This is a genomic window from Acinetobacter sp. Tol 5, assembly GCF_019702905.1.
Lineage (GTDB): Bacteria > Pseudomonadota > Gammaproteobacteria > Pseudomonadales > Moraxellaceae > Acinetobacter > Acinetobacter bereziniae.
The window spans coordinates 2,609,528-2,633,958 of sequence record NZ_AP024708.1 but is presented as its reverse complement, the minus strand read 5'-3'; the positions used below and the strand labels follow the sequence as shown (position 1 = coordinate 2,633,958).

At 37.6% G+C, this 24,431-nt stretch carries 20 protein-coding genes; 14 read left to right on the top strand and 6 right to left on the bottom strand.

All coding sequences use genetic code 11. The features are described 5' to 3' along the window. The first annotated feature begins 82 nt into the window (after nt 1–82). The 5 genes from TOL5_RS12365 (at nt 83) to TOL5_RS12345 (ending at nt 3,613) form a co-directional block, all read left to right on the top strand. On the top strand, nt 83–865 hold the full coding sequence (locus TOL5_RS12365) for a HesA/MoeB/ThiF family protein (RefSeq protein ID WP_221260352.1): 783 nt from the start codon (nt 83–85) through the stop codon (nt 863–865). 39 nt (nt 866–904) lie between these two features. Further along, nucleotides 905–2,203 carry an ABC1 kinase family protein gene (locus TOL5_RS12360; protein ID WP_005029427.1) on the top strand — a complete coding sequence of 433 codons (1,299 nt, stop codon included), beginning with the start codon at nt 905–907 and terminating at the stop codon, nt 2,201–2,203. A gap of 102 nt (nt 2,204–2,305) precedes the next feature. Then, entirely contained in the window at nt 2,306–2,686 is a 381-nt protein-coding gene (gene folB, locus TOL5_RS12355; RefSeq protein ID WP_005029425.1) for a dihydroneopterin aldolase, read from the top strand. Next, nucleotides 2,643–3,080, top strand: coding sequence for a 2-amino-4-hydroxy-6-hydroxymethyldihydropteridine diphosphokinase (locus TOL5_RS12350; RefSeq protein WP_005029423.1), 438 nt, complete (start codon nt 2,643–2,645; stop codon nt 3,078–3,080). The genes folB and TOL5_RS12350 overlap by 44 nt, the downstream gene beginning before the upstream one ends. An 11-nt stretch (nt 3,081–3,091) precedes the next feature. Beyond that, on the top strand, nt 3,092–3,613 hold the full coding sequence (locus TOL5_RS12345; protein ID WP_200026481.1) for a hypothetical protein: 522 nt from the start codon (nt 3,092–3,094) through the stop codon (nt 3,611–3,613). 122 nt (nt 3,614–3,735) lie between these two features. Here the strand turns inward: TOL5_RS12345 and coq7 are convergent, their stop codons facing one another. Beyond that, entirely contained in the window at nt 3,736–4,371 is a 636-nt protein-coding gene (gene coq7 / locus TOL5_RS12340) for a 2-polyprenyl-3-methyl-6-methoxy-1,4-benzoquinone monooxygenase (protein WP_004831102.1), read from the bottom strand. Between the two features lies 1 nt (nt 4,372). Further along, nucleotides 4,373–5,692: an MFS transporter gene (locus TOL5_RS12335; RefSeq protein WP_100885040.1), complete on the bottom strand. Its 1,320-nt coding sequence runs from the start codon at nt 5,690–5,692 to the stop codon at nt 4,373–4,375. A 175-nt stretch (nt 5,693–5,867) separates the two neighbouring features. On the opposite strand from TOL5_RS12335, the gene TOL5_RS12330 reads away from it, so the two are divergent. Then, nucleotides 5,868–8,594, top strand: a complete 2,727-nt coding sequence (locus TOL5_RS12330; RefSeq protein WP_199995777.1) for an autotransporter assembly complex protein TamA — start codon at nt 5,868–5,870, stop codon at nt 8,592–8,594. 35 nt (nt 8,595–8,629) lie between these two features. Further along, nucleotides 8,630–13,171 carry a translocation/assembly module TamB domain-containing protein gene (locus tag TOL5_RS12325; RefSeq protein WP_199995772.1) on the top strand — a complete coding sequence of 1,514 codons (4,542 nt, stop codon included), beginning with the start codon at nt 8,630–8,632 and terminating at the stop codon, nt 13,169–13,171. A gap of 182 nt (nt 13,172–13,353) precedes the next feature. Here the strand turns inward: TOL5_RS12325 and TOL5_RS12320 are convergent, their stop codons facing one another. Next, nucleotides 13,354–13,809: a hypothetical protein gene (locus TOL5_RS12320; protein WP_227544114.1), complete on the bottom strand. Its 456-nt coding sequence runs from the start codon at nt 13,807–13,809 to the stop codon at nt 13,354–13,356. Nucleotides 13,810–14,386: 577 nt separating this feature from the next. Between TOL5_RS12320 and TOL5_RS12315 the strand changes: the two genes are divergently transcribed. Further along, on the top strand, nt 14,387–15,082 hold the full coding sequence (locus tag TOL5_RS12315) for a M48 family metallopeptidase (RefSeq protein WP_228740282.1): 696 nt from the start codon (nt 14,387–14,389) through the stop codon (nt 15,080–15,082). Between the two features lie 14 nt (nt 15,083–15,096). On the opposite strand, the gene TOL5_RS12310 is transcribed toward TOL5_RS12315, so the two are convergent. Both TOL5_RS12310 and TOL5_RS12305 read right to left on the bottom strand, forming a co-directional pair. Further along, a complete protein-coding gene (locus tag TOL5_RS12310) occupies nt 15,097–15,618 on the bottom strand; it encodes an IS630 family transposase (protein WP_227544161.1) in 522 nt (173 codons plus the stop codon). Between the two features lie 23 nt (nt 15,619–15,641). Beyond that, nucleotides 15,642–16,019, bottom strand: coding sequence for an IS630 transposase-related protein (locus tag TOL5_RS12305; RefSeq protein WP_005029849.1), 378 nt, complete (start codon nt 16,017–16,019; stop codon nt 15,642–15,644). Nucleotides 16,020–16,093: 74 nt separating this feature from the next. On the opposite strand from TOL5_RS12305, the gene TOL5_RS12300 reads away from it, so the two are divergent. Then, entirely contained in the window at nt 16,094–17,242 is a 1,149-nt protein-coding gene (locus TOL5_RS12300) for a tetratricopeptide repeat protein (protein WP_228740281.1), read from the top strand. A gap of 107 nt (nt 17,243–17,349) precedes the next feature. Here TOL5_RS12300 and TOL5_RS12295 read toward each other — a convergent pair whose 3' ends face one another. Continuing rightward, entirely contained in the window at nt 17,350–18,978 is a 1,629-nt protein-coding gene (locus TOL5_RS12295; protein ID WP_042085999.1) for a long-chain-fatty-acid--CoA ligase, read from the bottom strand. Between the two features lie 681 nt (nt 18,979–19,659). Here TOL5_RS12295 and TOL5_RS12290 point away from each other — a divergent pair. The 5 genes from TOL5_RS12290 to TOL5_RS12270 all read left to right on the top strand — a co-directional run bounded on the left by TOL5_RS12290 (nt 19,660) and on the right by TOL5_RS12270 (nt 23,739). Next, nucleotides 19,660–19,872, top strand: a complete 213-nt coding sequence (locus TOL5_RS12290) for a hypothetical protein (RefSeq protein WP_004831094.1) — start codon at nt 19,660–19,662, stop codon at nt 19,870–19,872. A gap of 125 nt (nt 19,873–19,997) precedes the next feature. Beyond that, a complete protein-coding gene (locus TOL5_RS12285) occupies nt 19,998–20,714 on the top strand; it encodes a hypothetical protein (protein WP_058971901.1) in 717 nt (238 codons plus the stop codon). 48 nt (nt 20,715–20,762) lie between these two features. After that, nucleotides 20,763–21,731, top strand: a complete 969-nt coding sequence (locus TOL5_RS12280; protein WP_199995770.1) for a 2-hydroxyacid dehydrogenase — start codon at nt 20,763–20,765, stop codon at nt 21,729–21,731. A 96-nt stretch (nt 21,732–21,827) separates the two neighbouring features. Further along, a complete protein-coding gene (locus TOL5_RS12275; protein ID WP_199995769.1) occupies nt 21,828–23,270 on the top strand; it encodes a M48 family metalloprotease in 1,443 nt (480 codons plus the stop codon). Nucleotides 23,271–23,379: 109 nt separating this feature from the next. Continuing rightward, on the top strand, nt 23,380–23,739 hold the full coding sequence (locus TOL5_RS12270) for a hypothetical protein (RefSeq protein ID WP_199995768.1): 360 nt from the start codon (nt 23,380–23,382) through the stop codon (nt 23,737–23,739). The last annotated feature ends 692 nt before the right edge of the window (nt 23,740–24,431 follow it).

Below are 24,431 nucleotides of genomic sequence, written 5' to 3'. Positions count from 1 at the left end.
AGATTCATTTTTACAATGTTCTACGTGATAAACCTTGAAAATGTTATATTGCAGATGGGAACAGCGGAATTATTTTTAGTACATGATGGATATGGATTTAGAACTGAACGAATCTGAAATGCACCTCTATTCGCGCCAGATTTTATTAGATGGTTGGGATTTAGAGGCACAGGAAAAATTAAAGCTTGCCAATATCCTGATTGTAGGCTGCGGTGGGATTGGCTGTACCACCGCTGAGCTATTGGCACGCGCAGGTGTGGGTAAAATTAGCCTGATTGATGCAGATATTATAGAAATAAGTAACTTACAAAGACAGATTGCCTATGTAGAGCCAGATATTGGTTTCTATAAAGCAGAAATATTAGCCAAACGATTGCAACAGATTAATCCCTTTATTCAAATAGAACATTATACCAGCCGGCTTGATCAACAAAATGCACAAATGCTGATCTCACAACAAGACTTGGTGCTTGATGGTTGTGATAACTTTGCTACACGTTATCTTGTCAATCAAACCTGTACACATGCTCAAACTCCTTTGATTAGTGCTTCCGCAATTGGTTTTCAAGGTCAGCTGTTTATGGTTGAAGGGGATTCAGCTTGTTATGAGTGCCTATTTCCCAAAGGGCAGCAGCAAAATGAAAGCTTACGTTGTGCGGACTCTGGCGTATTGGCGACAACTCCAAATGTCATCGCCAGTTTACAGGCACATCATGCACTTTTATACCTCGGTCTGGGAAGGACACCGCTCAAGCAAAAATTATTGCTGTGGGATGGTTTAACAATGAAACAACGAATTTTATCCTTTGAAAAAGATCAAGATTGTACAAACTGTCAGCTTAGCCATACTGCAAACACTGATTAATTTGTTAAACTCCAACAAACTCAATTTAATGTTGACATTATGAAAAATAATATCTTTCTCGATGGTCTGCGTTCAGTCGCCCGCGTTGGGGAAACGGCTGTAATTGCAGCGAAAGCAGGCATTAAATATGCCACAGAAAAGCCCAGTAATGCCAAGTTGATGCGTGAAACCTTTGAATCATTAGGTTCAACGTATATTAAATTAGGTCAATTTATTGCCAGTACACCCTCATTATTTCCTCGTGAATATGTTGAAGAGTTTCAAGGTTGTTTGGATCAGACCCCTTATTTACCATTTAGTTATGTACAAGGTGTGTTGCAACAAGAGTTTGCAGGGCGTGATTTGTCAGAAATATTTGCTTCTATTGATGAAAAGCCATTAGCTTCAGCATCCATTGCACAAGTGCATGCTGCACGTTTAGTCACTGGCGAAGATGTTGTAATCAAAGTTCAAAAGCCTGGTGTAGAAACCATTCTTTATACTGATTTAAACGTTCTACATTGGGCAACCAAGGTTTTGGAAAAAGCAATACCTAAAGTTAAATTTGCTTCTTTGGCTGACATTGTTGAAGAAATCAAAACACGTATGGTTCGTGAAGTTGATTTTATTGAAGAAGCTAAAAATTTAGATGATTTTGTCAATTATTTGAATGTCTCTCGAAATACTGCTGCAACAGCTCCTAAGGTTTATCATCAATTTTCTACTCGTCGTGTTCTTACAATGCAACGTTTATATGGTGTACCGCTGACAGATTTTGAAGTAGTCAAAAAAGTTGCTAAAGACCCTTCGCAGGTACTGATTACAGCAATGAATACTTGGTTTGGTAGTTTAATGCTGTGCCAATCTTTCCATGCAGATTTACATGCAGGCAACCTAATGTTGTTAGAAGATGGACGAATTGGCTTTATCGACTTTGGGATTGTGGGGCAGTTAAAACCTGAAGTTTGGCAAGCATGTATGGCATTTATGGATGCATTGCAAAAGACCGATTACAAACTGATGGCTGAAAATATGTTGCAAATGGGTATGACCAGTACTCAAATTGACACTCACGTTTTAGCAGACGATTTGGAACGTTTATTTAGTGGTGTATTGCTTGCTGATCCTCAGCAAATCATGACTTCAAATCCATCTGATCTTAACGATATCATGATGGATATGGTTGCTGTCGGGGAGCGTCATGGTATACGTTTCCCACGTGATTTTGCTTTATTGTTTAAGCAAATGCTGTATTTTGATCGTTTTATGCGAGTACTTGCACCCTATACAGATATCTATGCTGACCAACGTTTGCAGATGATTCAAAATATCGACCCAGCATCATTATTAAAGCATTAATATGAAGCGCCCCTTGTGAAAAGTATTTGAAAGATTGACGACAAGTCTTGATAAATACATTTTCGCAAGGGTTTTTCATTGAATAAGAGAAATTTTAAAATCATGGATGCAATTATTATTGAAGGTTTGAAAGTCGATACTGTTGTTGGCTGTTTTAACTGGGAACGTCAAATTATCCAGCCTTTAATGCTTGATTTGCATATTCAAACCAGTTTAGAGCAAGCTTCAAATTCTGATGAACTTGAACATACGTTAAATTATGCTGAGATTTGTGACATTTCAGCCAAAGTGATTCAAGATGCTGCCCCAAAATTGATCGAACATGCGGCGAAATTGGTGTTAAATGCGCTTTTCTCTACCTTTCCTGCGATTGAATCGATTATGATTACCATCCGTAAGCCTGCTATTATCCCGCAAGCAAATTCTGTAGGAATTCGTCTTGAACGCCACCGAAACGATATTCGCTCTAGCGCTAGCCAGTAATAATCAACCACAACATCATTTTCAAAAATCATGGACTCAAATTAAAAAACTGGGGGAAGCTGTTTTTTCTCCAATTTATTTAATTCCTTGTCGTGATGGAATTGGTGCAGATTATTGGAATGCTGCCTGTTTATTAAAAAGCCATTTATCAGTCGATCAGATGATCTGTCAATTAAAACAGATGGAAGCAGAGTCAGGACGTACCCGACCATCTCATCATATTTCTTTGGATATTGATTTAATTGCTTGGGGAGCGGAGTTAAATACAATGCATTTTAATCCCAAAAAACTTCCACTGGCTTTGGACGTTAAAATCCCAATGTTTGATCTTTGGCAAGATGTACGATTCAGCTATCCACTTCATCAATTTCCTGTGATTGATCTACCCGCATAAGGTGAGTACATATGAATATTCGATCTATGATTTTAATGAGTGCTGCATTTTTGTTAAGTGCTTGTACAACAAGTCATGAAAAACCACAAAAGCAACCTGCTAAATCGACAAGTTCGTTATCATTGCAACAGCGTGAGATACACTTGAAACAGCAAGTAGAAAGTTATACTCAGGGTCAGCCTACATTTAATGTTGCATTTAATGACCTGAATCAAGATGGAGTGGAGGATGCGATTGTCCTTCTAAGCGGACAGGATTGGTGTGGCTCTGGGGGCTGTACTATGTTGGTCTTTAAAGGTGGAGCAAATCAGCAGTTTGAGTTTTTAAGCAAAACTACTTTGGTAGACACACCTGTATATGTGACCAGTTATATGCACAACGGCTGGAAGCAACTGTTTGTATATACACATCAGCATGGGCAAGTGATGTTAAAATTTGATGGGAAAGAATATCCCTTAAATCCATCTTTATTACCAGTACAAACAGCAAAATTGGCGCCTGATAGTGCCCAGTTGATATTTGGTCAAGAGTGATATTTAATCAGAATAAAGATGTGGTTTTGTTTAGCAGCTAAATATTTAGAACAGTTAAAATTTTCAAAAATAAAGTTAAAAAATAAGCCCAATTCAAGGGCTTATTTTTTTAGATACTGCCATTAAATATAATAACTGGTTTTGGTCATCAGTTTTGAAATGGCAGTCATGGTAATTTTAACAGGGATTGGAAGTTCTACACCACCAGCAGTTAATGCTGTATCACGATGATGTAATTCATCTTCATTCATTTGTACCAAGATCTTACGCGAGCGTTCATCTTGAGCAGGGAGTTGACTGATATGGTGTTGCAAGTGAAGGCTCACTTGGCGTTCAGTTTCAGCCACAAAGCCTAAACTGTATTTATCGCCCGCGATACCAGCAAGTGCCCCCATACCAAATGAAAGTCCATACCATACGGGATTGAGTAAACTGGTATGACTGTCCAACTCTTTTAAACGATCTTCACACCATGCCAAATGGTCTTGTTCTTCAATGGCAGCAAACTCCATTTCACGACGCACATTGGGAAGTTTTGCAGTCAGTGCTTGTCCATGATAAAGCGCTTGTGCACAGACTTCGCCACTGTGGTTGACCCGCATTAAACCTGCTACATGGCGTGCTTCACTAACAGCGAGTTGAGTTTCAGTCTCAGTGGATGGATTGGCTCTTTGTGCAGATGTCGCTCCAGGAACTAAGCTTCTTAACGCTTGATCAAAAGAATGAATCAATTTATCAATGCCCGTATATTGACGCATATTAGTCCTCCAAAGAAACTTGAGTGGTTGCGATTAATGGCTTTAAACGAATTAATAACCATGTGCTAAACAATGCGCTTAACACAGCAGTAATACAAAATAGAATTTTAATATCTATTTTTAAGATACTTAAGATGATAATAGAAAAAATCGCCGATGAAACCATGAATATCGCATTAAAGATATTATTTGCAGCAACAACGCGTGCTCGATGTGATTTTGGTGCATATGCTTGCATCATGGCATATAGGGGAACGATATAAAAACCCCCACTAATCCCCAGTAAAGTCACTGCCAACATCACGTGATAGTAAGGGGCACCAGAACTAAACATATCTGTAACGGAAATCAAATCACCTGTACGTTCAGGAACAAAAGCCAGACTGCCTGCAAGGTAAATTGCAAATAAAGTTAAACCAATTGCACCCAATGGCACCATTTTGATATTCACTTCAGTACCACCAATTTTGCGGCATAATAATGAACCAACACCGATTCCCACAGAGAAAAATGTCAGGAGTAAACTCACCACGTTTTCATTGCCATGCAGGTTTTGTTGGGTCAATTGAGGAATTTGCGTCAGGTAGGTCGCGCCGTAGAACCAATACCAAGAATTACCTAAAAGAACCATAAAGATTAAAGGCAAACTTTTTGCATAGCGAATGGTTTCGAAACTGGTTCTAAAGAAATTCCAGTCAATTTTTAAATCAGTGTTGGAGGTTGATTGTTTGAGAATAAAGCGGCTCGCTATATAGCCCACTACAGCGATTGAGACAATGGTTAGACAAATCCAAATCATGTGCCCTTGAGAGAGTGATATAACCGCGCCACCCAAAATCATCCCGATCAAAATAGCAATGGATGTTCCTGACTGAAATAAAGCATTTCCTGACATTAACTCGTTTGGTTTTAAAATTTCAGGCAAAATCGCATATTTGATTGGACCAAAGAAGGTGCTGTGAGTACCCATTAAAAACAAAGCAAACAGTAAAATCCACAAATTACCCAATAAAAAACCTGCCGAAGCAATCAGCATAATAATGATTTCAAGAATTTTAATATTTCTAACTAAAAATGAACGTTCATACTTATCCGCAATTTGACCCGCTGTCGCAGAAAAGATGAAATAGGGTAAAATAAATAGAAGTGCGGCAAGGTTATTTAAGGTACTTACACTTGCTGATTGTTGCTGAATCCATCCATAGGTAATGACGAGCAATAAGGACTGTTTATACACATTGTCGTTTAAAGCGCCAAAAAATTGGGTGAGGAACATCGGTAAAAAACGTCGGGTCCCTAAAATATGCTCATTTTTTTCCATTGTAGAAGACTTCATTTAGTTATATATAAGAAATGTGTTGAAATGGTAACTATCTCTCAAAATCATGTATCATGTTTTTACCTTAAATCATGTGTAAAACCAATTGGTTTGAGTATTTGAAAGATTTTTAATCATGGATCTTTCTACAAATAAATTTAGGTCATTCGAGCGTGGTATGCCAGCAAAAATTAATTTTAAAAAATCTGTGCTTTCACATAGTGTTCATTTACACTTTGATCGTTATCATATCAATAAACTGATATGTTCAAGTGTTTTTTTAAGTATTTTTGCAGTACCCGTGAGTTACGCAGAGCAAGCACAGAATAGTCAGAACATAAACTCAAGTACTGTAAATATTACACATGATCAAGAACAATTAGAGTCGGCAGCAAGACAAGAAGGCTTATCGAACGAGAAAATTGATCAACTCGATGAGAAAGTAAAACAGGCTCAACAGCAGCCCGAACAATTTGATAGTGCAAAGATGCTTGAACAGCAACAGCAGAATATTGGTGTTCAGGATGATTTCAAACCCATTGAATTTGAGGACTTGGAAGATTTACCCGCGGTCAGTGTTGACCAGTCTATGGCAAACGAAATTTACAGTGTGGCAGAGCAGGCTAAAACCGAAGCACAAAATTTTCGTAATGGCATGAGCAAAACGCCTGAGGTTGAAGTCAGTAACGCCACACAACAAGAGTTAACCGAGATCACTCAAGCCCCAGTCAATGTTGATCAATTGATACAAACCATTCGTGCAGATAACCAAATTTCTGTTCAGGAAAATGAAGCTGGGAAAACCCTGGTTGATCATAACGCGAATCTTCCAGAGGAAGAGCAACCTAAAAAAGGTTTCTTTAGAAATCTTGTCAATAAAATTCGAGGACCACAGGACAACGGCGCACCGATTGCAAAAATCAGTGTCTCTGTTTCAGGTGCACCTCCTGTTTTGGCAAACAACTTAAAAGCCAAACTCGGAACGTTTACTCAAGAAGCTTATTCTGATTTTAATGGTTCAGTGCCACAATTGCGAACACTTGCAGTTCAGGCTGCACAAGCTGTGGGTTATTACAATGCCCAATTTAGATTTAATAAAATTGATGAGAGTCATTTAGGTGTAAAAGTTACTCCAAATGATCCTGTAAAAGTTACTGAACAAAACATCGAGTTCACAGGTCCTGGTGCAAATCTTGCTCAGTTCCAAGTGATTGGTGTATTACCTGACTTGGATGAAGGTGATATTCTGAATCATGGTTTATATGAAACCACCAAAACCAGAATAGCAGATGCAGCTTCCAATAATGGATTTTTTGATAGTTATTGGCGTTTGCATGATGTCAAAGTAGAGCAACCACAAAATAAAGCGCAGATTAATTTAAAGTACGAAACAGGCGAACGTTATAAATTAGAAGATGTTGAGTTTAGAATGAGTGATCCTTCTAAACCGTTACCGATTGATTTAAAAATCTTAAAAACTTTAGCACCGTGGAATGATGGTGCAGATTATACTGCTTGGCGTGTTAACGGTCTGGCAAATAATCTCACTAACTCACGATATTTTAATTACACGCTTGTAGATGCGATTAAACCTGATGCGATTGTAAAACCACTGGAGTTGCCAGCAGATTTACAAGCTTTGGTTGATCAGGAGCATGTTGCTGAATCAACTTTTGCAGCACAAACAGATGCTGATAAGGCACATCTGTCAGATAAAGAAGTTACCCAGAATGTAGTTAATGAAAATCAATTTGCCGGGACTCAGGGCGAAGAAGCCAACCCAAATTTAAAACAGCTGCAAGCACAGCAAAAAGAAAAAGAGTCTGATGAGGATCAGCTCAAGGATAAAGCGCGCGAAACCAAAAAAATCCCAGTGATTGTGACTTTAAATGCTGATCGTTTAAATAGTCTGGAAACAGGTATTGGTTATGGAACAGATACAGGCGTTCGTTTGCGTGGTCAGTATAGACGCGCCATTGTCAATCACTTAGGTCATTCCTTTGATGCAAACATGGAGCTGTCACAGATTCGTCAATCAATTGATGCACGTTATAACATTCCTTATAAACATCCTTTAAATGATTATTTCAGTTTAGTTGCCGGTTATGAACGCGAAACTCGCGATGGCATTGGTAATGACATGGACTTGGTCATTGAATCTGCTGTAGCTGGGGTTGACCGCATCATTAAAGGATCACGTAAAGAGTGGCAGCATATTCTGGGTGTGCGTTATCGTTTAGATCGAGTCACTCAAAATGGACCTGTCGATATAGCCAATATTCCTGACGCATTTTTGATTCCAGGCTCTGATCAAGAGCAAGAATCACTATTGTTAGGTTATGAAGCAACCAAAACGATCAGTGATAATCGTGTCAATCCAACACGTGGCTATAAACAAAGTTATAAAATCCAATTGGGTAGTCAGTCATTACTCTCTGATACGGATATGGCAATTACCAGTGCTGAATGGAAAGGTTTGTATTCTTTTGGCGAAAATGATAACCATCAAATTGTGGGTGGTCTGAATGTGGGCTATATTTTTGCCAAAGACTTCGAAAAAGTACCTTATAACTTAAGATACTTTGCTGGTGGAGATCAAAGTCTTAGAGGTTTTGATTATAAAAGTTTATCACCTGTTGAGTATGGGTATAAAGTAGGTGGACAAGGTTTAGCTGTAGGCTCGTTAGAATACAATTATCAATTTAAAGATGGTTGGCGTGGTGCAGTATTTAGTGACTTTGGTAATGCTTATGACAAGTCATTTAGTAATGATACTGAATATAGCGTAGGTGTGGGTCTACGTTGGAAGTCACCAATTGGTCCGATTCGAATTGATGTTGCATCTGGAATATCTGATCCAGCAAAACCAATTCGTTTGCACTTCTTTATTGGTTCGCAACTTTAATTAACTAAAAATATAAGAGAATTACTGGAAATATTATGGCTGATGAAGAACATCAAGATGTTCAAAATGAACAGCAAAATGATCAACCCAAGCAAGAAATGACCCCGAAGAAGCGTAATTTATTACGTAATATTCTGATGTCTTTACTTTTGGTCATTATTTTATTAATTGCTGCTTTGGCTGTAATGTTCAGTACTGATAAAGGCAGTAAGTTTTTATTAGATCGCGTTGCTGCAAGTCAAAAAATCATTACTTATCAATATGACAGTGGGAATTTGCTGCAAGGAATCATTCTTAAAAATGTCTTGGTTACCTTGACTGCTGTGGATGTTAAAATTGATCGTGCAGATATTTCTTTGGGATGGCGCGCAATTTTAGAAAAAGAAATTCATCTGAGTCATGCGGATGTCAATAATTTAAGAATTATCAGCAAAAGTCCGCCAAGTGATGAACCTTTTAAATTCAGTGAAATCAAATTGCCATTTGTTTTGCGTTTAGACAAAGCAGATGTGGATCATTTGCAATTTCAGACCAGTTCCTCAAAAGTAGATATCAATGATATTCATTTGGAAAATGCATTGTGGTCAGGTACTGCTCTGAAGTTTGAAAATTCAAAAATGGACATGGGCTATTTGTCGGTCAAAGATGCCACAGGAAACATGGATTTTAAGCAAGGGGATTACCCACTCAATGCCAAAGCTATTCTTCGTCTACCTTCGTTAAAAAGTTTAAATGTTGAAGATATTTACGTCCATGCCCGTGGTTCATTAGCCACTATTAAAGCCGGTGTTGCGACTAAAACCCCAGATTTGTTGACGGGGTGGGCAGTCATTCATCCAATGCAACATGATGTACCTATGAATGGTGCTTTGATATTTAAAGATTATCATTGGCCATTGATGCTAGACCAAGAACTTTTATCTAAAAATGGTTTAGCTAAATTTCAAGGGGATGTAAAAGGTCTAAATCTCGAACTCAACACAGATATTAGTGGTAAAAATATTCCACAAGGTCAATATACGGCTTTGGCACATACTGATTTGGTTAATCAGCTCAATATCAATAACTTAAATGGTCAGCTCATGGGTGGGGCGGTCAACCTTACCGGTTTAGTCGGCTGGCATGATGTTGTACATTGGGATATACAAGGGCGTTTAGATCGACTCAATCCAAAAGATAAAGTGATACCTCAGGCGATTCAGGATTTTCTGCCAGTTTCATTGGATGCAAAAATTGCTTCAGTTGGTGAGTTAAAGCAAGGTATGCATTTAACAGCCAATTTGGACTTTGATAAATACGAATCGTGGAAAGTTAAACTTGATCAAGCAGAACAAAAGGGCAAAAAACCTGAACCGATGTTGCTGGGTGTAAATTGGAGTAACATTGATCGCGCTGTGCCTTATGTAGGTTGGTTGAGCAGTGAACAGGGACAAGTCAATGTCGCACTTGTAGAGGGGCAACAGAATATTCATGTTGCAACTGTAGTACGTCAGCATGAAAAAGGTAGTTTGCCAGCAGGTAAATATAATGCTCAGGTCGACCTAAAAGGCAATGATTTACATATTCCAGCCTTTGAATATATGGCAACAAAAGGCAGCTTGTCTGGAAATGCTGTGGTTGAATTACCGACTGAAAAACGTCAATTGAAGTGGAATGCATTGTTGAATGCAAAAGATTTTAATCCACAGAGCGTGGTTGCAACTGCACCAGTAGATTTGTTAAATGGGCAAATCAAAGCCAATGGCTATGCGAAACCAAACCAACAGTTGATTAATTTGGATGCGATTAACTTAACGGGACGTATTGCTGATCAGGCTAAAGCTGAAACCATTCAATTGACGGGTAAAAGCACAGCTGCAATTATTTTCAATGATGCTAAAGCTGGAGGCGCATTTAAAGGTTTTGCTGTGAATTATGATGGTGCTTTAAATGCATCGCAAATGAAGCAAGGCAGTGGTTTACTCAAAATTCGTGTTGCAGGAACACCTGAGCTGATCAAAATTTCTGAACTTCAACATGATGGTGTTGCAGGAAAAATTTTAGCTAATGGTTTGGTGCATATCAGCAATGGTATTGGTTGGGACATCAATGCTTCTTTAGTCCGTTTTAAACCACAATACTTTGTTTCATCAGTTCGTGGAGAAGTTTCAGGCAATGTCAAAACACAAGGTAACTGGTCAGATCGTTTAAAGAAAATTAATATTCAACAATTGAATATTGCAGGGATGATTAACAATAAACCGTTGCGAGGGCGCGGTAATTTAGCAGTCGTGCTGAACTCTGACCTTAAAGGTTTGATGCCTCAACAGTTTGAAGCAAATAATCTATTTTTGTCTTATGCAAGCAATCAGGTTCAAGCATCAGGTAATGCGCAGAATTTAAGATTAAAATTGAATGCCCCTGCATTATATGAACTTTACCCAGGGTTGCGTGGTACAGCACATGGTTATTTAAACTTACAGGCACAGCCTCGCTTAAGTGCGACAGCCAATCTCGCGGTGGATGATTTTAGATTCAATGACAGTTTAAGCATCAAGAAATTGAGCTTAAAAGGTGAGTTACCGACTTCAGAAACTGTGCCTTCTAAAATGGTTGCGCAATTGGAAACTTTGCGTAGTGGTAATCGTGAGATTCAACACGCAGGTATTACACTTTCAGGAACACGTAAAGCTCATCTACTACAATTACAAGCATGGAACTATTATTCAAAGTTCTATGTGCAATTTGCGGGTGGGTTTAATGCCCAAAATGATTGGCTGGGTCAAGTGCAAAAAGGTGAATTTGACTCTGTGCGTGCACATTTATTGCAACAACAACATGCACCTATTATTTTCAGTTCAGCTAAATCAGAACTGTATGTCGGACAACATTGTTGGCTAAGTCAACAAAGCCAATTATGTTTTGACCAGCCAGTTCGTGCGAGTCAGAAGCATGGTAATGTTTCATTTGTCACTAAAAATTTAGACTTAAATGACTTCGCTGCATTTATGCCAGAAGGTTTAGCGCTTACAGGTAAGCTAAATGGTTATGCAAAAGCATCATGGGTGCAAGGGCAACAGCCTAAATTGGATGCCAAATTGGTGACACGCAATGGGCAAATTGGTATTGCAGCAGAAGATCCAAATGATCCGTCAACATCCATGAATTATGATGAAGCAAGTATTATTGCGAAAAGTATCAAAGATGGTTTGTTATTGCGTACTGATTTGAAAGCGCCGAATGTGGGAACGGGATATGCAAGCGTTGTAATCAACCCTTATGTCGATGCTAAACCGATGCGTGGAGAGGTTGCTTTTAATGAAGTTCAACTGAAAATATTAAAACCATTTATTGCGGATGTGCGTAAATTAGATGGAACTTTGTCATTGGCAGGTAAGATCAATGGAACGCTGACAAAGCCGTTATTTGATGGCGAAATGCGTTTGAAAAATGGTGAAATCAGTATGATTTCACTGCCAGTAAACTTAAACAATATTCAGCTTTATACTTCAATTCGCCAAGATGTTGCCACAATCAATGGAGCTTTCAACAGTGGTCGTGGTGTAGGTAAAATTAGTGGAAGTGTCGACTGGAAAAATGATCCACATGTACAAATGCGTTTGACAGGTGATAAATTATTGATTCGCCAAGCACCTTTAATCACTGCAATTGTTGATACGGATATGGAGCTTGATGCATTACCATTAAGTAAGAAGTTAACGGTGAAAGGCAAGGTTGATGTCCCTCAGGCACTTATTTCAATGCCTGAATCAAGTGCGACAGTGGTCAATGTTTCACCAGATGTACGTATTGTGAAAGAAGGACAAAATCAGCTTGCTTTACTTAAGGCTGCACAGCCATGGTCGATTCGTGCAGATGTTTCAGTAAATTTGGGTAATAAGGTTATTTTCCAAGGTTTTAACAGTCGTATTCCTTTAGTCGGACGTTTATATCTTTCACAACGTGGTTTGGAAACAGCAATGCGTGCCAATGGTGCGATTGGCGTCAGTCAAAAAGTGACTGTGGAAGCTTATGGTCAACGTTTGGATCTAAACCGAGCGATTGCACGTTTTAACGGACCTTTGTCAAATCCGACATTAGATGTGGATACCAATAAGAGTATTTCGGGAAGTACAGTCGGATTACGTGTGACTGGAACAGCTTCGAGTCCAAATATTCAGGTTTATAACGATGCAGGATTGTCAGACCAAGAAGCCATGAATGCGTTGATTACAGGTCGTATCAATGAAGGTTCAAGCGGATTAAGCAATGCTGAAGGATTTAAGTCTGATGTGAACAATACCATTGCCGCAGCAGGGATCAGTTTAGGCTTAGGCGGGACGCGCGCGTTTACCAATCAGATTGGGCGAACATTTGGTCTAAGTGGTTTATCTTTTGATGCGCAAGGGACAGGTGATGATACTCAAGTGAGTTTAACGGGCTATATTACACCTGACTTATATATTCGTTATGGTGTTGGTGTATTTACCCCAGTCAATAAATTGACTTTACGTTATCAAATGAATAAACGTTTGTACTTAGAAGCAAGTCAGTCATTGGAAAAAGCCATCGACTTGTTCTACCACTGGCGTTTCTAATTTAATCTTAGCTGTTGTTTTAAAAGGACTCGGATTTTTTAGAAATTTAATCTGATAACTTTAAAAGCCCAAATATCCGATATTTGGGCTTTTTATTGGAATAAATTGATCAACTGTGTCAAAGCGATGATTATTTTATGTATTTTTACTATGGATTGAGGAGGATAAGCCGATGCTGGTTTTTATGGAGTAGGTTTGGCTGTCTCTCGTGCAATACCTTCTTTTCTTGCAGCCGCGATTTTGTAGGCGCAAGCCCTGAGTCTGTATAATGCAATTGTACATTGATTACTTAGACTAAACGGATAAGTGTGGAATTTGCTTGTATTTAGCTCATCGGCAAGTCGATTATAATGCAAAGCGATTTGATTTAGTTCACCAGTAGTAACTAACGTACCTTGTTTGTTGTTGCTGTATCTTTCCTCCCATGGGCGTGCAATTGCCAACGCAATAGATTGCTCAGTATTATTTCCTTTTTCATCAAAACATCGGATTGCGCTGCTCGCATGACGAAAATTTCTTATCGCGTCTTGTTCATCCTGACAGTCAACTTGCGAGGTCCATTGATTACTTCCATGCTGTATTTTTGAAAGTTGAACATTGGCTGCTTTTTCTGATTGTGCATTTGTATATTGAGTCATAACGAGTGTGGAGACGGCTATAAAGATACTTTTTCTGATTATCATTTTACCCACCTCTTTTTTTTTGTCCTTTAATTATACAGCATTCTGATGAGTTGTTTGGCTTATCTGTCATTGCAGTTTTTATTCTCTATTTTAACAGTGGAAATGATAAAAAATAACATTAGCAGCTTTGTTGTGGATGGCTAAAAGTTTATGTTTAAAATGTGTAGGTGATATGAGTCCTGATGCAAGATTTCATATTTTTCCGATCATGTCTAGGTTTACATAAACTCCTTGATGTGAATTGGGTATATAGGATTCAAAATAATGATGATATTTCAAAATAACAAACTACAATCATGCCAATCTAACTTTTGTATAAATAGAGCCTATAGGGGAGATTAAAGTCTAGAGAAATGAAGTATCTCAATCGTGTTAAGATTTGAGTGTTGAATTTTTTTACTTATATTTGCCATTACAAGAGCAAGTAAGTATTAGAATTTAATGTCTGAGTTTTCGATTAAATCAATTGAAACAAAATTGGGTCATTGATATAAAAGAATCTAATCATGAAAAGAATATATGGACAATAACAATGTACAGCCAAGAAACGATTGCTCGGCTTGAGCAAGAATTACGAGAAAATCCCAAAGCGTATCACCGTAAAGTAAAAATACTGGCATGGCTGGGAAATTTATATATAGCATTTGGTGTCATGGTTTTGGTGATTTTATTGATTTTAGCCTGTCTATCTATTTTGGTCTTAAAGGCTTTTGCCATTAAGATCATTATTCCAGTTGCGATATTTCTATATGTCATTGTGAAATCACTTTGGATTAGTGTAGAAAAACCTCAAGGGATCGCTATTCAAGAAAAAGATGCGCCTGAGTTATTTAAAATCATTAATAACTTAAGTCTAAAATTAAATTCACCTTCATTTCATCATGTACTCATTACAGATGATTTTAATGCTGCCGTCGTTCAAACACCTCGACTTGGGATTTTTGGATGGTATGAAAATTATTTGATTATTGGTTTACCATTAATGCAATCTTTATCGGTGCAGCAATTAACTTCAGTACTCGCACATGAGTTTGGGCATTTGTCTAAAAATCATGCTAAAACAGCGAATTGGATTTATCGCCAAAGGATTCGTTGGGCTCAGCTTTATCAACTTGTAGAGCAAAATGCCAGTCGAATAGATATTATTTTTAGACCCTTCTTTAAAAAGTTTGTGCCATATTTTGCTTCTTTTTCTTTCCCTGTTGCACGGGCAAATGAATATAGCTAGTTAAATAAACTATGCTACATTTGATTAAACCCAATATCTAAAGCCTCAAGAATAGTTTTCTGTTGTTGGCTAACAATATGTCTGACTTTTCTTTTTAGTATAGACCAAGCTTTTTCAATTGGATTGAGGTCTGGACTATAAGCAGGCAAATACATCAGCCTAGCATTGTACTGGCGAGCCAATTCCTCAATTTTTCGACCTTTGTGAATAGAAGCATTATCTAAAATTAGTAAATATTTTTGAGGCTGACCATTTTTATCTCTTGTTAGATCTTTGAGTAAATATTCAAGCCAGCCAGTAAAAGTATTGCGATCACATGAGCCCTTAAAAATTAGGGGAGCAATGAATTTAAACGTTGCACTTGATCGAACAGCACTGATTATATTTAGTCTACTTCCATGCCCACCTGTTCTTAATGCACGACAACGTTTTCCTTTCTCAGACCAACCATATTCAGCAACCTCATTGGTATTTATACCTGATTCATCAATGTATAAAATATACTCTTCACCATATTGCTGTTTCCATTGTGGCAGGAACCATTGGAATACTGCTCGTCCTATTTTGCAGGCTTGTCTGTAGAGAAAACTCTTTTTTTATAACTCCATCCCAGCTTTTTTAAAGCAAATAAGATATTGGCATAGCTGACGGAATAACCAAATCTTTGCTCAAATAATGGCACCAGATCTTTAGCCTGTGAAAATGATGTTGTTTCAACAAAGATTTTGAAAGCCTTTAGGTCTTTAATTTTATAGGGTCGACCTGCTTTTTCGGGATGTGGTCTATTCGCATTTCCTTGGAGATGTTCGAGCTGAATCCAGAGATCTAAAGTCGTTCTTGCAATCTTAAAAACAGTACATGTTTTAGACTTATTCTGGCATTCTTTGTAGTAGTCTAGAGCTTTGTATCGAAGATCATTGGAGTATGGCTTAGGCATAACAGCAGTCAGTAAGGTTTTTTATAGTGTAGCAAACTTTATATATTTAGCTATATGAAGCTGATAAAATTTCCGTGGAATTGACATCTGCTGAAACTGTGGCACAGACCTTAACTACGGTAAATGTAGTAGGATGTTATTTAAGCGAGGAATTTTGGCCAACCATCTTTAAGCATGCCGAAAATATGCCCAAACCCACAATTTCCCCATATCTTGGATACGTTAATCAGTTGAGTGAATTTTCTGAACCGCATAAAACCAAGAAATGGTTGGATCAGTCTCTAAAATTACAAACCAATTTGGAAGATACCCATCCATCCTTAATGGATCGTTTAGAATCAATTGGTCAAACAGCACAGTTGATATTTGCTGAAAAAGGGCATACAGCCGATTTACTTTTGGGAGATCAGCTTGCAAAAATCACTACCACTTTTGATCATCAATGGCAAAATAACGTTTTGGATGTTTGGCAACAACACCATCAGCATATTCAACAACAAAAAGAATATTTAAAACAATTGAATGAAAAGTTAGAGCAAGGTGAAGCGCTCTCTACGGATGAAAAATTTGCACAAGTAGAACTTACTGATACAGTTTTGCATCAACCAGATATTGCATTTGATTTGATGAAAAAACTATACGAGGAAGATCTAGAAAATGCTTTGGCTAATTATATCTATGGTCGTCTTTTGTTGGAGCGCAAAGATCAAAATGGTTGTGCTATTTTAGAAAGATCAGCTCAATTGAATGAGTTTTATCAAGTAACAGTTTATGAAATGCTTTACCAATTTTATCAAGAGCAAGGCATAGCTGCTGAAGCTGAAAAGTATCAACAACTTATGTTTGATCGTATCGCACTTGAACAGTTGGCAATGAGCGAACGACAAGAGGTGAGCTTCAGAGATCATTTCATGCCTCATGGATTGACCCAAGAAGCATTAGAAGATTTATTACAACAACTTAGAAAGTATACGGGTATTCAACAGGTTTGGCTGGTACAAAAGCAGGTGCAACATCTTAAACATATACCTTGCTATATTTTAGGTTTTAGTCTGCAGAAAGGCTTCGGCAAAGTGGATATTGAGGCAATCATACAAACCACAAAAGTATTACATGAAAATGTGATCTTTCCTGGTGAGACATTTCTACTATGTTTTGATATTGATGAAAATCAAAAGATAAAAAAGAACATTAAACAAGTACAATCCGCTCAAATCATTTAACTTTATTGATCTAAAAAGTTTTCAAAATTTCGATAAAAATAAACAGCCCATCTGATGATGGGCTGCTTTAAGTTGAGTTAATGCTTTAAATCGGCATGATGTTTGAGTTAATCTGTTAATAACACATCGCCATATTGTTCACGTAAATCACGTTTCAACATTTTACCCGTGCCAGTTAATGGAATAGATTCTACGAATACCACTTTGTCTGGGATTTGCCATTTGGCGATTTTATCTGAGTAATAATCAAGCAAATCTTGCTCTGAGATTTGTGCACCTTGATGTTTGATCGCAATCACTACTGGACGCTCATCCCATTTTGGGTGATTGGCAGCAATTACAGCAGCCATCGCAATCTCAGGATGGTTCATGGCAATATTTTCAAGTTCAACCGAAGAAATCCATTCACCTCCAGATTTGATTAAGTCTTTGGCGCGGTCACTCAAGATGAGATAGCCATCCTCATTGATTGTCGCAATATCTCCTGTGTCGAACCAGCCATCTGCACTCAATGCGTTTTCGGATTTTCCATAATAAGATTCAATGATCCAATGTCCCTTTACTTGCAAGTTGCCCGTCGTATGCCCATCACGAGCAACTTCATGAGTACCATTTTCCTCATTGGTAATCCGTAAATCTACACCAAAAGGTGGGCGACCTTGAGACAAGCGGATTTTAAATTGCTCTTCAGCACTTAGATTTTGGTGTTTGGCTTTGAGCTGATTGCCAGTGCCAAGAGGGCTCATTTCTGTCATTCCCCAGGCATGAATTGTTTCACACTGATAATTATCTCTAAAAGCTTTCATCATGGCAGGAGGACATGCTGAACCGCCTACAACATTTCGTTTAAGGCTTTCTAGTGTGCTTCCTGATTGTTTTGCAGCAGCAAGTAAACCTTGCCAAATGGTAGGCACACCCAATGCAATGCTCACTTTATAATCATCTATCATCTGGACCAAACTTGCACCATCTAAACCAGGACCCGGCAAAATCAAGGTACAACCGACCATTGCTGCTGCATACGGTGTTCCCCAAGCATTGACATGGAACATTGGTACGACAGGTAACATAATGTCTTTGGCTGATAAATTCAAAGAATCAGGTAGCGAGATTGCATAAGTATGCAAAATCGTTGAACGATGGCTATACAACGCACCTTTAGGATTACCTGTCGTACCAGAGGTATAGCATAATGAACTTGCAGTATTTTCCTCCAAGCTTGGCCACTCATAATCTCCCGCATTTTCCGCGATGAGTACATCATAAAATTTAGCATCAGGAAGCGCATCCGCTACATCTTGATCAAAAGCACCAAGATAAACAAAGTGTTCAACATTTGGCGTGTGTGCTTTAACAGCTTTTATAAGGGGAAGAAAGGTTTTATCAAATAACACCACTTTATCTTGGGCATCATTGATAATAAAAATCAGTTGCTCAGGAAAAAGTCGAGGGTTGATGGTATGGCAGACTAATCCGCTGCCTGAAATTGCGTACCATGATTCTAGATGACGATGATTGTTCCATGCAATTGTTGCCACTCGATCTCCTGAATGAAGCCCAAGATTTTTAAGTGCGTTGGCAAATCGTTTTGCGTTTTCAGTGACATGGGTCCAATCTGTTTTTGTGATTGTACCATCGGTATTTTTAGAAATTATTGCGGTATCACCATGATAACGTGCAGCATGTTCGATCAAACTGCTGATTAACAATGGTTGTTGCATCATACGTCCTTGCATGAAAAATTCCTTTATAGTCTTGTTGATCGGCTTAAATTTTGATTTTCTCAAAAGCTTTCTAAATTAAAAGTAAAGACAAATAGAAGAAGCTATGATTTCATCCTATATAAAAGTCAGATTAAATCAAGCTTAAAAATCATCTTTTTTTAAACTATTTTTTATTTTTTAAAGCAATATAAAACAATGATTTAGATAAATTATCATGATTTGAAAATTTAAACAGAAAAATAATGGTCTTCGACTAAAGGCGAATAAAAAATTATTACGCATAGACTTTTAAATATGATAAACATATCACATGTCTTTCTAAGACAGTGATGTTTCAGGATGAAACTTTAAATGATGTGAGATTTCTAAAAGGAGTTTGATGATGTTGCAAAAAATCAGAAAATTATTGTGTATCCACAGTTTTGAATATGAAATTGGTCATAATATTGTGGTTAAAGAGTGTCGTAAATGCGGTGCTCATCATTAGTTTTCTTTAAACTTTAGCAAAATATCACCATATGATGATTTTATGGAATCAGTATGGTGATATTAAAAAATAAGTGTAACGATAGTACCAACAATTCGTACATTTTTTTGTCACGTGCAAAGATGCGCTGTCTCTGATTTCCTCCATTGATTATATTTATGTTATATGCGTTACAATAGGATCAACTCCCTACTTTCAATTTGATTATGTCTAAAGATTTCTTGGCTGAAAGCTATATTGTTGATGAGCATCTTGCAGATACCTTATATTGGCTTTGTCAGCATCAAGATTGTTATGATGCTTTTCAATTTGATGTTGTTACTCAGGAGCTAAAAGTTCATCACGCCAATGGCACTGACATCATCCGTCAAGGGATGTACCTGACAGCAAAATACGGCATTCTCGTCACTTCACTGTAGTGGATGGATGTGATTGAGTGTTTTAGCTGGACGTGTAGTGTTTCTGTTCTTGAAGTCTAATTTATCCGCTATTTTGTGTCGATTGTTGCGACAAAAAAAACAAACATCGCTAGAATATAGCCTGTATGGAAAATATTGAATCTATAATGAATGTGATTGTATCAGAACATCAACGTAGCATTTTGGCTACGATGGGAGTAGACCTGTGGATTAATAAGGTCGATGTACAAACACGCCATTATCAAAGTGCTTTATATCGAGATATTGAACAATCACATCCTGTAATACATCAACCGTTTGAGCCTAAAAATTTATCTACGCAAATCGATGCTGAGCGCACTCAAAAGCCATCGAATATAACAGCTGAAAAGACTCAAGTTGCCGAAGTCACATTACTTGAACGTAATCCAGAAACACAGCTGACTGAAGAAGTTTCAACATCACAACATATTCAGCAACATACCCATTTTGGGACAGAATCCGCACTAGAGTTGTCTGCATTTGAAATTCAAGCCTATGCGATTGAACATTGCCTATTATTGGTTGAAACAACTGACTTGAATGCTGAACAATTGACTTTATGGAGCAATATTCAACGTGCAGTCAACGGACATACTCATGAATTGAAATGGCCGTTTCCCTTGCCACAGTATCAAGATGGTCGAGGAGCAAACCTTTATATTCAAGGTTTTATTGATGCATTGAGCGTAGAACGTAAGGTAATTAGTCTTGGGCAAATCACTCATCTTGGGCAACAGGATATTTTGGAGTTGCCGAGTTTAGATGAAATGCTGAAAGAACCACTGCTAAAGCGTAGATTGTGGCAAATGATGCAAAAATAAATATCGAAAACTTATTGAATGATCGTGTTGGAAGGGAGTTTGATCTAAATGAAACAAAAAGTTGTTGTTTTTAGCCAAATCGATTCAGAAATTCTGTCACGTTTAAATCATCAATTTAAGGTGGTGGTTTTAGATCCGAAACAAGGTGATATTAATCAACAGATTCGTACTGCGGTGGTTGATGCTGATGCAATGATTGGTGCAGGTCGTCTACTGAACGAAACAAATTTAGCAACGGCAGAGCAGTTAAAAATTATATCTTCTGTCAGTGTCGGTTATGATAATTATGATCTTGCCTACTTAAATCAAAAGAAAATATGGCTTGCAAATACCCCTCATGTACTGACAGAAACAACCGCAGATTTAGCTTTCACATTATTAATGAGCGCAGCACGAAAGGTCCCAAGTTTAGACCAGTGGACCAAGCAAGGTGAATGGAAACGTACCATCAGTCCAGCTCAATTTGGTCAAGACATTTTTGGTAAGACTCTAGGGATCATTGGCTTAGGTCATATTGGTGCCGCCATTGCCCGTCGAGGTTTTTACGGTTTTAATATGAATATTTTATATCATAACCGCCGTGAGAAAATAGAAGTCGCTCAGCAGTTCAATGCACAGTACAAAAGTCTTGAAGATTTACTTGAGCAATCTGATTTTGTAGTGACTGCAGTGGATTTAAATCAGCAATCTCAAGCGCTAATCGGTGCAGCTGAACTAAAACTTATGCAGAAGCATGCGATATTTATCAATATTTCTCGGGGATCTGTGGTTGATGAACAAGCACTGATCGACGCTTTGACCAATCAACAGATTTTTGCTGCAGGATTGGATGTTTATCAAAAAGAACCTTTGGCTGAATCACCACTATTTCAGCTTGAAAATGTGGTGACATTACCACATATTGGTTCAGCAACTGCAGAAACCCGTAAAAAAATGGCGGAATTGGCTTATCAAAATTTGATTGATGCGTTAGCAGGTCATATGCCAAGATATTTGGTGAATCAAGACTTTAATTAAGATGTAAAGTAAAGTTAAAACAATATAACACTTCATTGCAAATTTGTTCTAAATTCAATGTTATATTGAAAATACAAAGATTATTGAGCCGATCTATTGAACAAGACCTTACTCAGCTTATGTTTATGTTTGACCATTTCAATCAGCTCAGCAGCGACATTTACCCAGCATCAAAATGGGGGGCAATTTGATGTTCCTGAAATTGGTGGTGGGGTAGGGTTTATTGATCAACAAAAAGAAAAAACCATTGGTGAAAAAGTCTATCGTCAAGTTCAACAGCAGATGCCTGTACTCCATGACCCATGGTTAGAAGACCAGTTTATGATGGTTTTCTCCAGAATCCTAAGCCAGACCCAACTTGGACAACCTGTCGGCTTGGTGCTCATCAAGGATTCACAAATTAATGCTTTTGCTGTTCCGGGTGGTTTATTTGCGCTCAATACAGGGATGGTCACAGCATCAAACAATATCGATGAAGTAGCCAGTGTGATGGGGCATGAAATCGCCCATGTTACCCAGCGTCATTACAGTCGCTCGCAAGAAGCATTTAAAGGGCAAGGCTTATTGGCACTCGCAGGTATTATTGTCGGTGCTGCATTGGCTTCCAAGGCAGATGGTGATGTTGGCGGTGCTGTGATGATGGGTACACAAGCTGCACTCATGGACAAACAACTGAGTTATAGCCGTAACCAAGAGCGCGAAGCTGATCGTATTGGTATGCAATTTATGTATGGTGCGGGTTATGATCCAGAAAGTATGGCTGACTTCTTTGAAATTATGCATCGAGCAACCAGTCAGCTTAGTTTTTTACCTGATTTTTGGCTTACGCACCCGCTAACAACAGAGCGGATGAGTGAGGCGAGGTTAAGGGCAAATCAATTTCCAAAAGTCACTACACATAGCTCACAGCAAGAATTTGATATCATCAAATGGTATACTTTGGTGGTTTCTGGGCAAGCCAATGATCGTCAGTTAATGGCTTTTGCGCGAAAAAATAATTTTCCCGGTTTGTTGGCATTAAGTGAGTTTTATTTACTCCAAGGTGATTATGACAATGCTCAATCTCAGCTTAATTTAGCTAAACAAATCAATCCAGATCATACTTTGGTAAGCCTAATTCAAACCAATATTTATTTGGGTAGAAACAAAATCGATGATGCTTACCAAACCATTATCACAAAACAGCGCATTACGCCTGAAAATCGGGCATTAAGCTATAAATTGGCTGAAGTGTATTTAAGACAAAATAAGCCGAAAGAAGCCGAACAATTGGTTAATCGATTTGTCAGTAAAAACAATAAAGATATTATTGGTTGGCAATTGTTGCAACAGGCTGCGAATTTAGACAAACAAAATCCGATGCGTACTGTAAATGTTCTAAGAAATAGAGCGGAAGCTCAGTATTGGACAGGTGATGAAGAAAATGCCATTAAATCACTTTTACATGCCAAGCGTCTTGCTAAAGAAAATAATGCAATGAGCGCGCGAATCGAAACAAGGCTTAAAGTAATGCAAGACGAACGAAAAATGAAAATTTAATCGTATTCTTTGTTTTAAATAAACAGATTAAAGAAAATTTACTTTCTATTCTGCTATGAACAGGTTAATCTTAAATGACTGAGAATGTATAATAAAGTATTTGATTCACATGAAGAAAATTCTAATTTTTTTAAGCGTTTTACTATTTACATATAGTTTATCTGCTGCGGTGCCAGAACAATATGTTCGTGAAGTAGAGCGTATCTCTGCTCAATATAATGCTGATATGAAGTTTTTTTTGCGTAGTTTAGACCCTAAATTGACTCAATTTAATGAACAACAAAAAGCACAATTTTGTTCAATTGTTCAGAAATATGTGAATGATATGTATAAAACAACTGATGAAAGTCGCCAGTATTTACCTTTGTCAGTTCAGTCGATGACTAAGCAAAATGTGATTGATAAAGTAATGTTTTCTCCTGAAATGCAGTTACTTCATAAATATAATATTCAATGTGATTTGAAATAGTCTTTGCCTTGATCAGAGGGTATCTAGGAAACATTGAGTTATGGATATGATACAATTTAAAATTGAAAATAATCAAACATGCTCTAAAAATTATTCAACCCTCTGATGCACATGGTTTATTTTCTACAATACAAGATACGCTAACTGTGTTGAGGAGTTTCCTGAAAACCTTGCATAGGCATTGGATGAACCAAATTTGTAGGTGTTAAAGGCTTTTTGTCAATCACGTTTGATCGCATTGTAAAACCAAAAAATTTATTATTTGTTTAAATGCTTAAAATGGGTTTTAAGGTGTTATGGGTATTCATAATATTGATGGGTAGCTCAATACTGTATCGATTAGTTTTGGGGAAATGCAAAATTCAAGCAAAAAGGTGATATAACTTAAGCATCAAAGTTATTTATCCATACCTTATTTTCTAAATGGAACTTTCTTGTTTTTAAACGCTGATGTTGAAAATGTACTGGCACGAAAGTTGTCTGAAAAGGACGGTTTTTTAATGAAAATCTTGAATATCAATCTGTAAAGATTCAGTTGATGGTAGTTTGAGAGACATTTGTCATTATCAGATTAAATGTAGAATTGAAATGCTTTTTGATATGATTGTTTGGACTATTTAACGGTGTATTATTTCATTGCAAAATAAATGGATTAAATAGACCAAATCAAACAGAAATGTAGATTAATGACT

Excerpts from the sequence above, each read along its gene's own strand:
- TOL5_RS12295 (WP_042085999.1), bottom strand. The coding sequence starts at position 18,978 with ATGCAAGGACGTATGATGCAACAACCATTGTTAATCAGCAGTTTGATC.
- TOL5_RS12330 (WP_199995777.1), top strand. The coding sequence starts at position 5,868 with ATGCCAGCAAAAATTAATTTTAAAAAATCTGTGCTTTCACATAGTGTT.
- TOL5_RS12320 (WP_227544114.1), bottom strand. The coding sequence starts at position 13,809 with ATGACTCAATATACAAATGCACAATCAGAAAAAGCAGCCAATGTTCAA.
- coq7 (WP_004831102.1), bottom strand. The coding sequence starts at position 4,371 with ATGCGTCAATATACGGGCATTGATAAATTGATTCATTCTTTTGATCAA.
- TOL5_RS12290 (WP_004831094.1), top strand. The coding sequence starts at position 19,660 with ATGTCTAAAGATTTCTTGGCTGAAAGCTATATTGTTGATGAGCATCTT.
- TOL5_RS12325 (WP_199995772.1), top strand. The coding sequence starts at position 8,630 with ATGGCTGATGAAGAACATCAAGATGTTCAAAATGAACAGCAAAATGAT.
- TOL5_RS12335 (WP_100885040.1), bottom strand. The coding sequence starts at position 5,692 with ATGGAAAAAAATGAGCATATTTTAGGGACCCGACGTTTTTTACCGATG.
- TOL5_RS12285 (WP_058971901.1), top strand. The coding sequence starts at position 19,998 with ATGGAAAATATTGAATCTATAATGAATGTGATTGTATCAGAACATCAA.
- folB (WP_005029425.1), top strand. The coding sequence starts at position 2,306 with ATGGATGCAATTATTATTGAAGGTTTGAAAGTCGATACTGTTGTTGGC.
- TOL5_RS12305 (WP_005029849.1), bottom strand. The coding sequence starts at position 16,019 with ATGCCTAAGCCATACTCCAATGATCTTCGATACAAAGCTCTAGACTAC.
- TOL5_RS12315 (WP_228740282.1), top strand. The coding sequence starts at position 14,387 with ATGTACAGCCAAGAAACGATTGCTCGGCTTGAGCAAGAATTACGAGAA.
- TOL5_RS12345 (WP_200026481.1), top strand. The coding sequence starts at position 3,092 with ATGAATATTCGATCTATGATTTTAATGAGTGCTGCATTTTTGTTAAGT.
- TOL5_RS12280 (WP_199995770.1), top strand. The coding sequence starts at position 20,763 with ATGAAACAAAAAGTTGTTGTTTTTAGCCAAATCGATTCAGAAATTCTG.
- TOL5_RS12365 (WP_221260352.1), top strand. The coding sequence starts at position 83 with ATGATGGATATGGATTTAGAACTGAACGAATCTGAAATGCACCTCTAT.
- TOL5_RS12270 (WP_199995768.1), top strand. The coding sequence starts at position 23,380 with ATGAAGAAAATTCTAATTTTTTTAAGCGTTTTACTATTTACATATAGT.
- TOL5_RS12360 (WP_005029427.1), top strand. The coding sequence starts at position 905 with ATGAAAAATAATATCTTTCTCGATGGTCTGCGTTCAGTCGCCCGCGTT.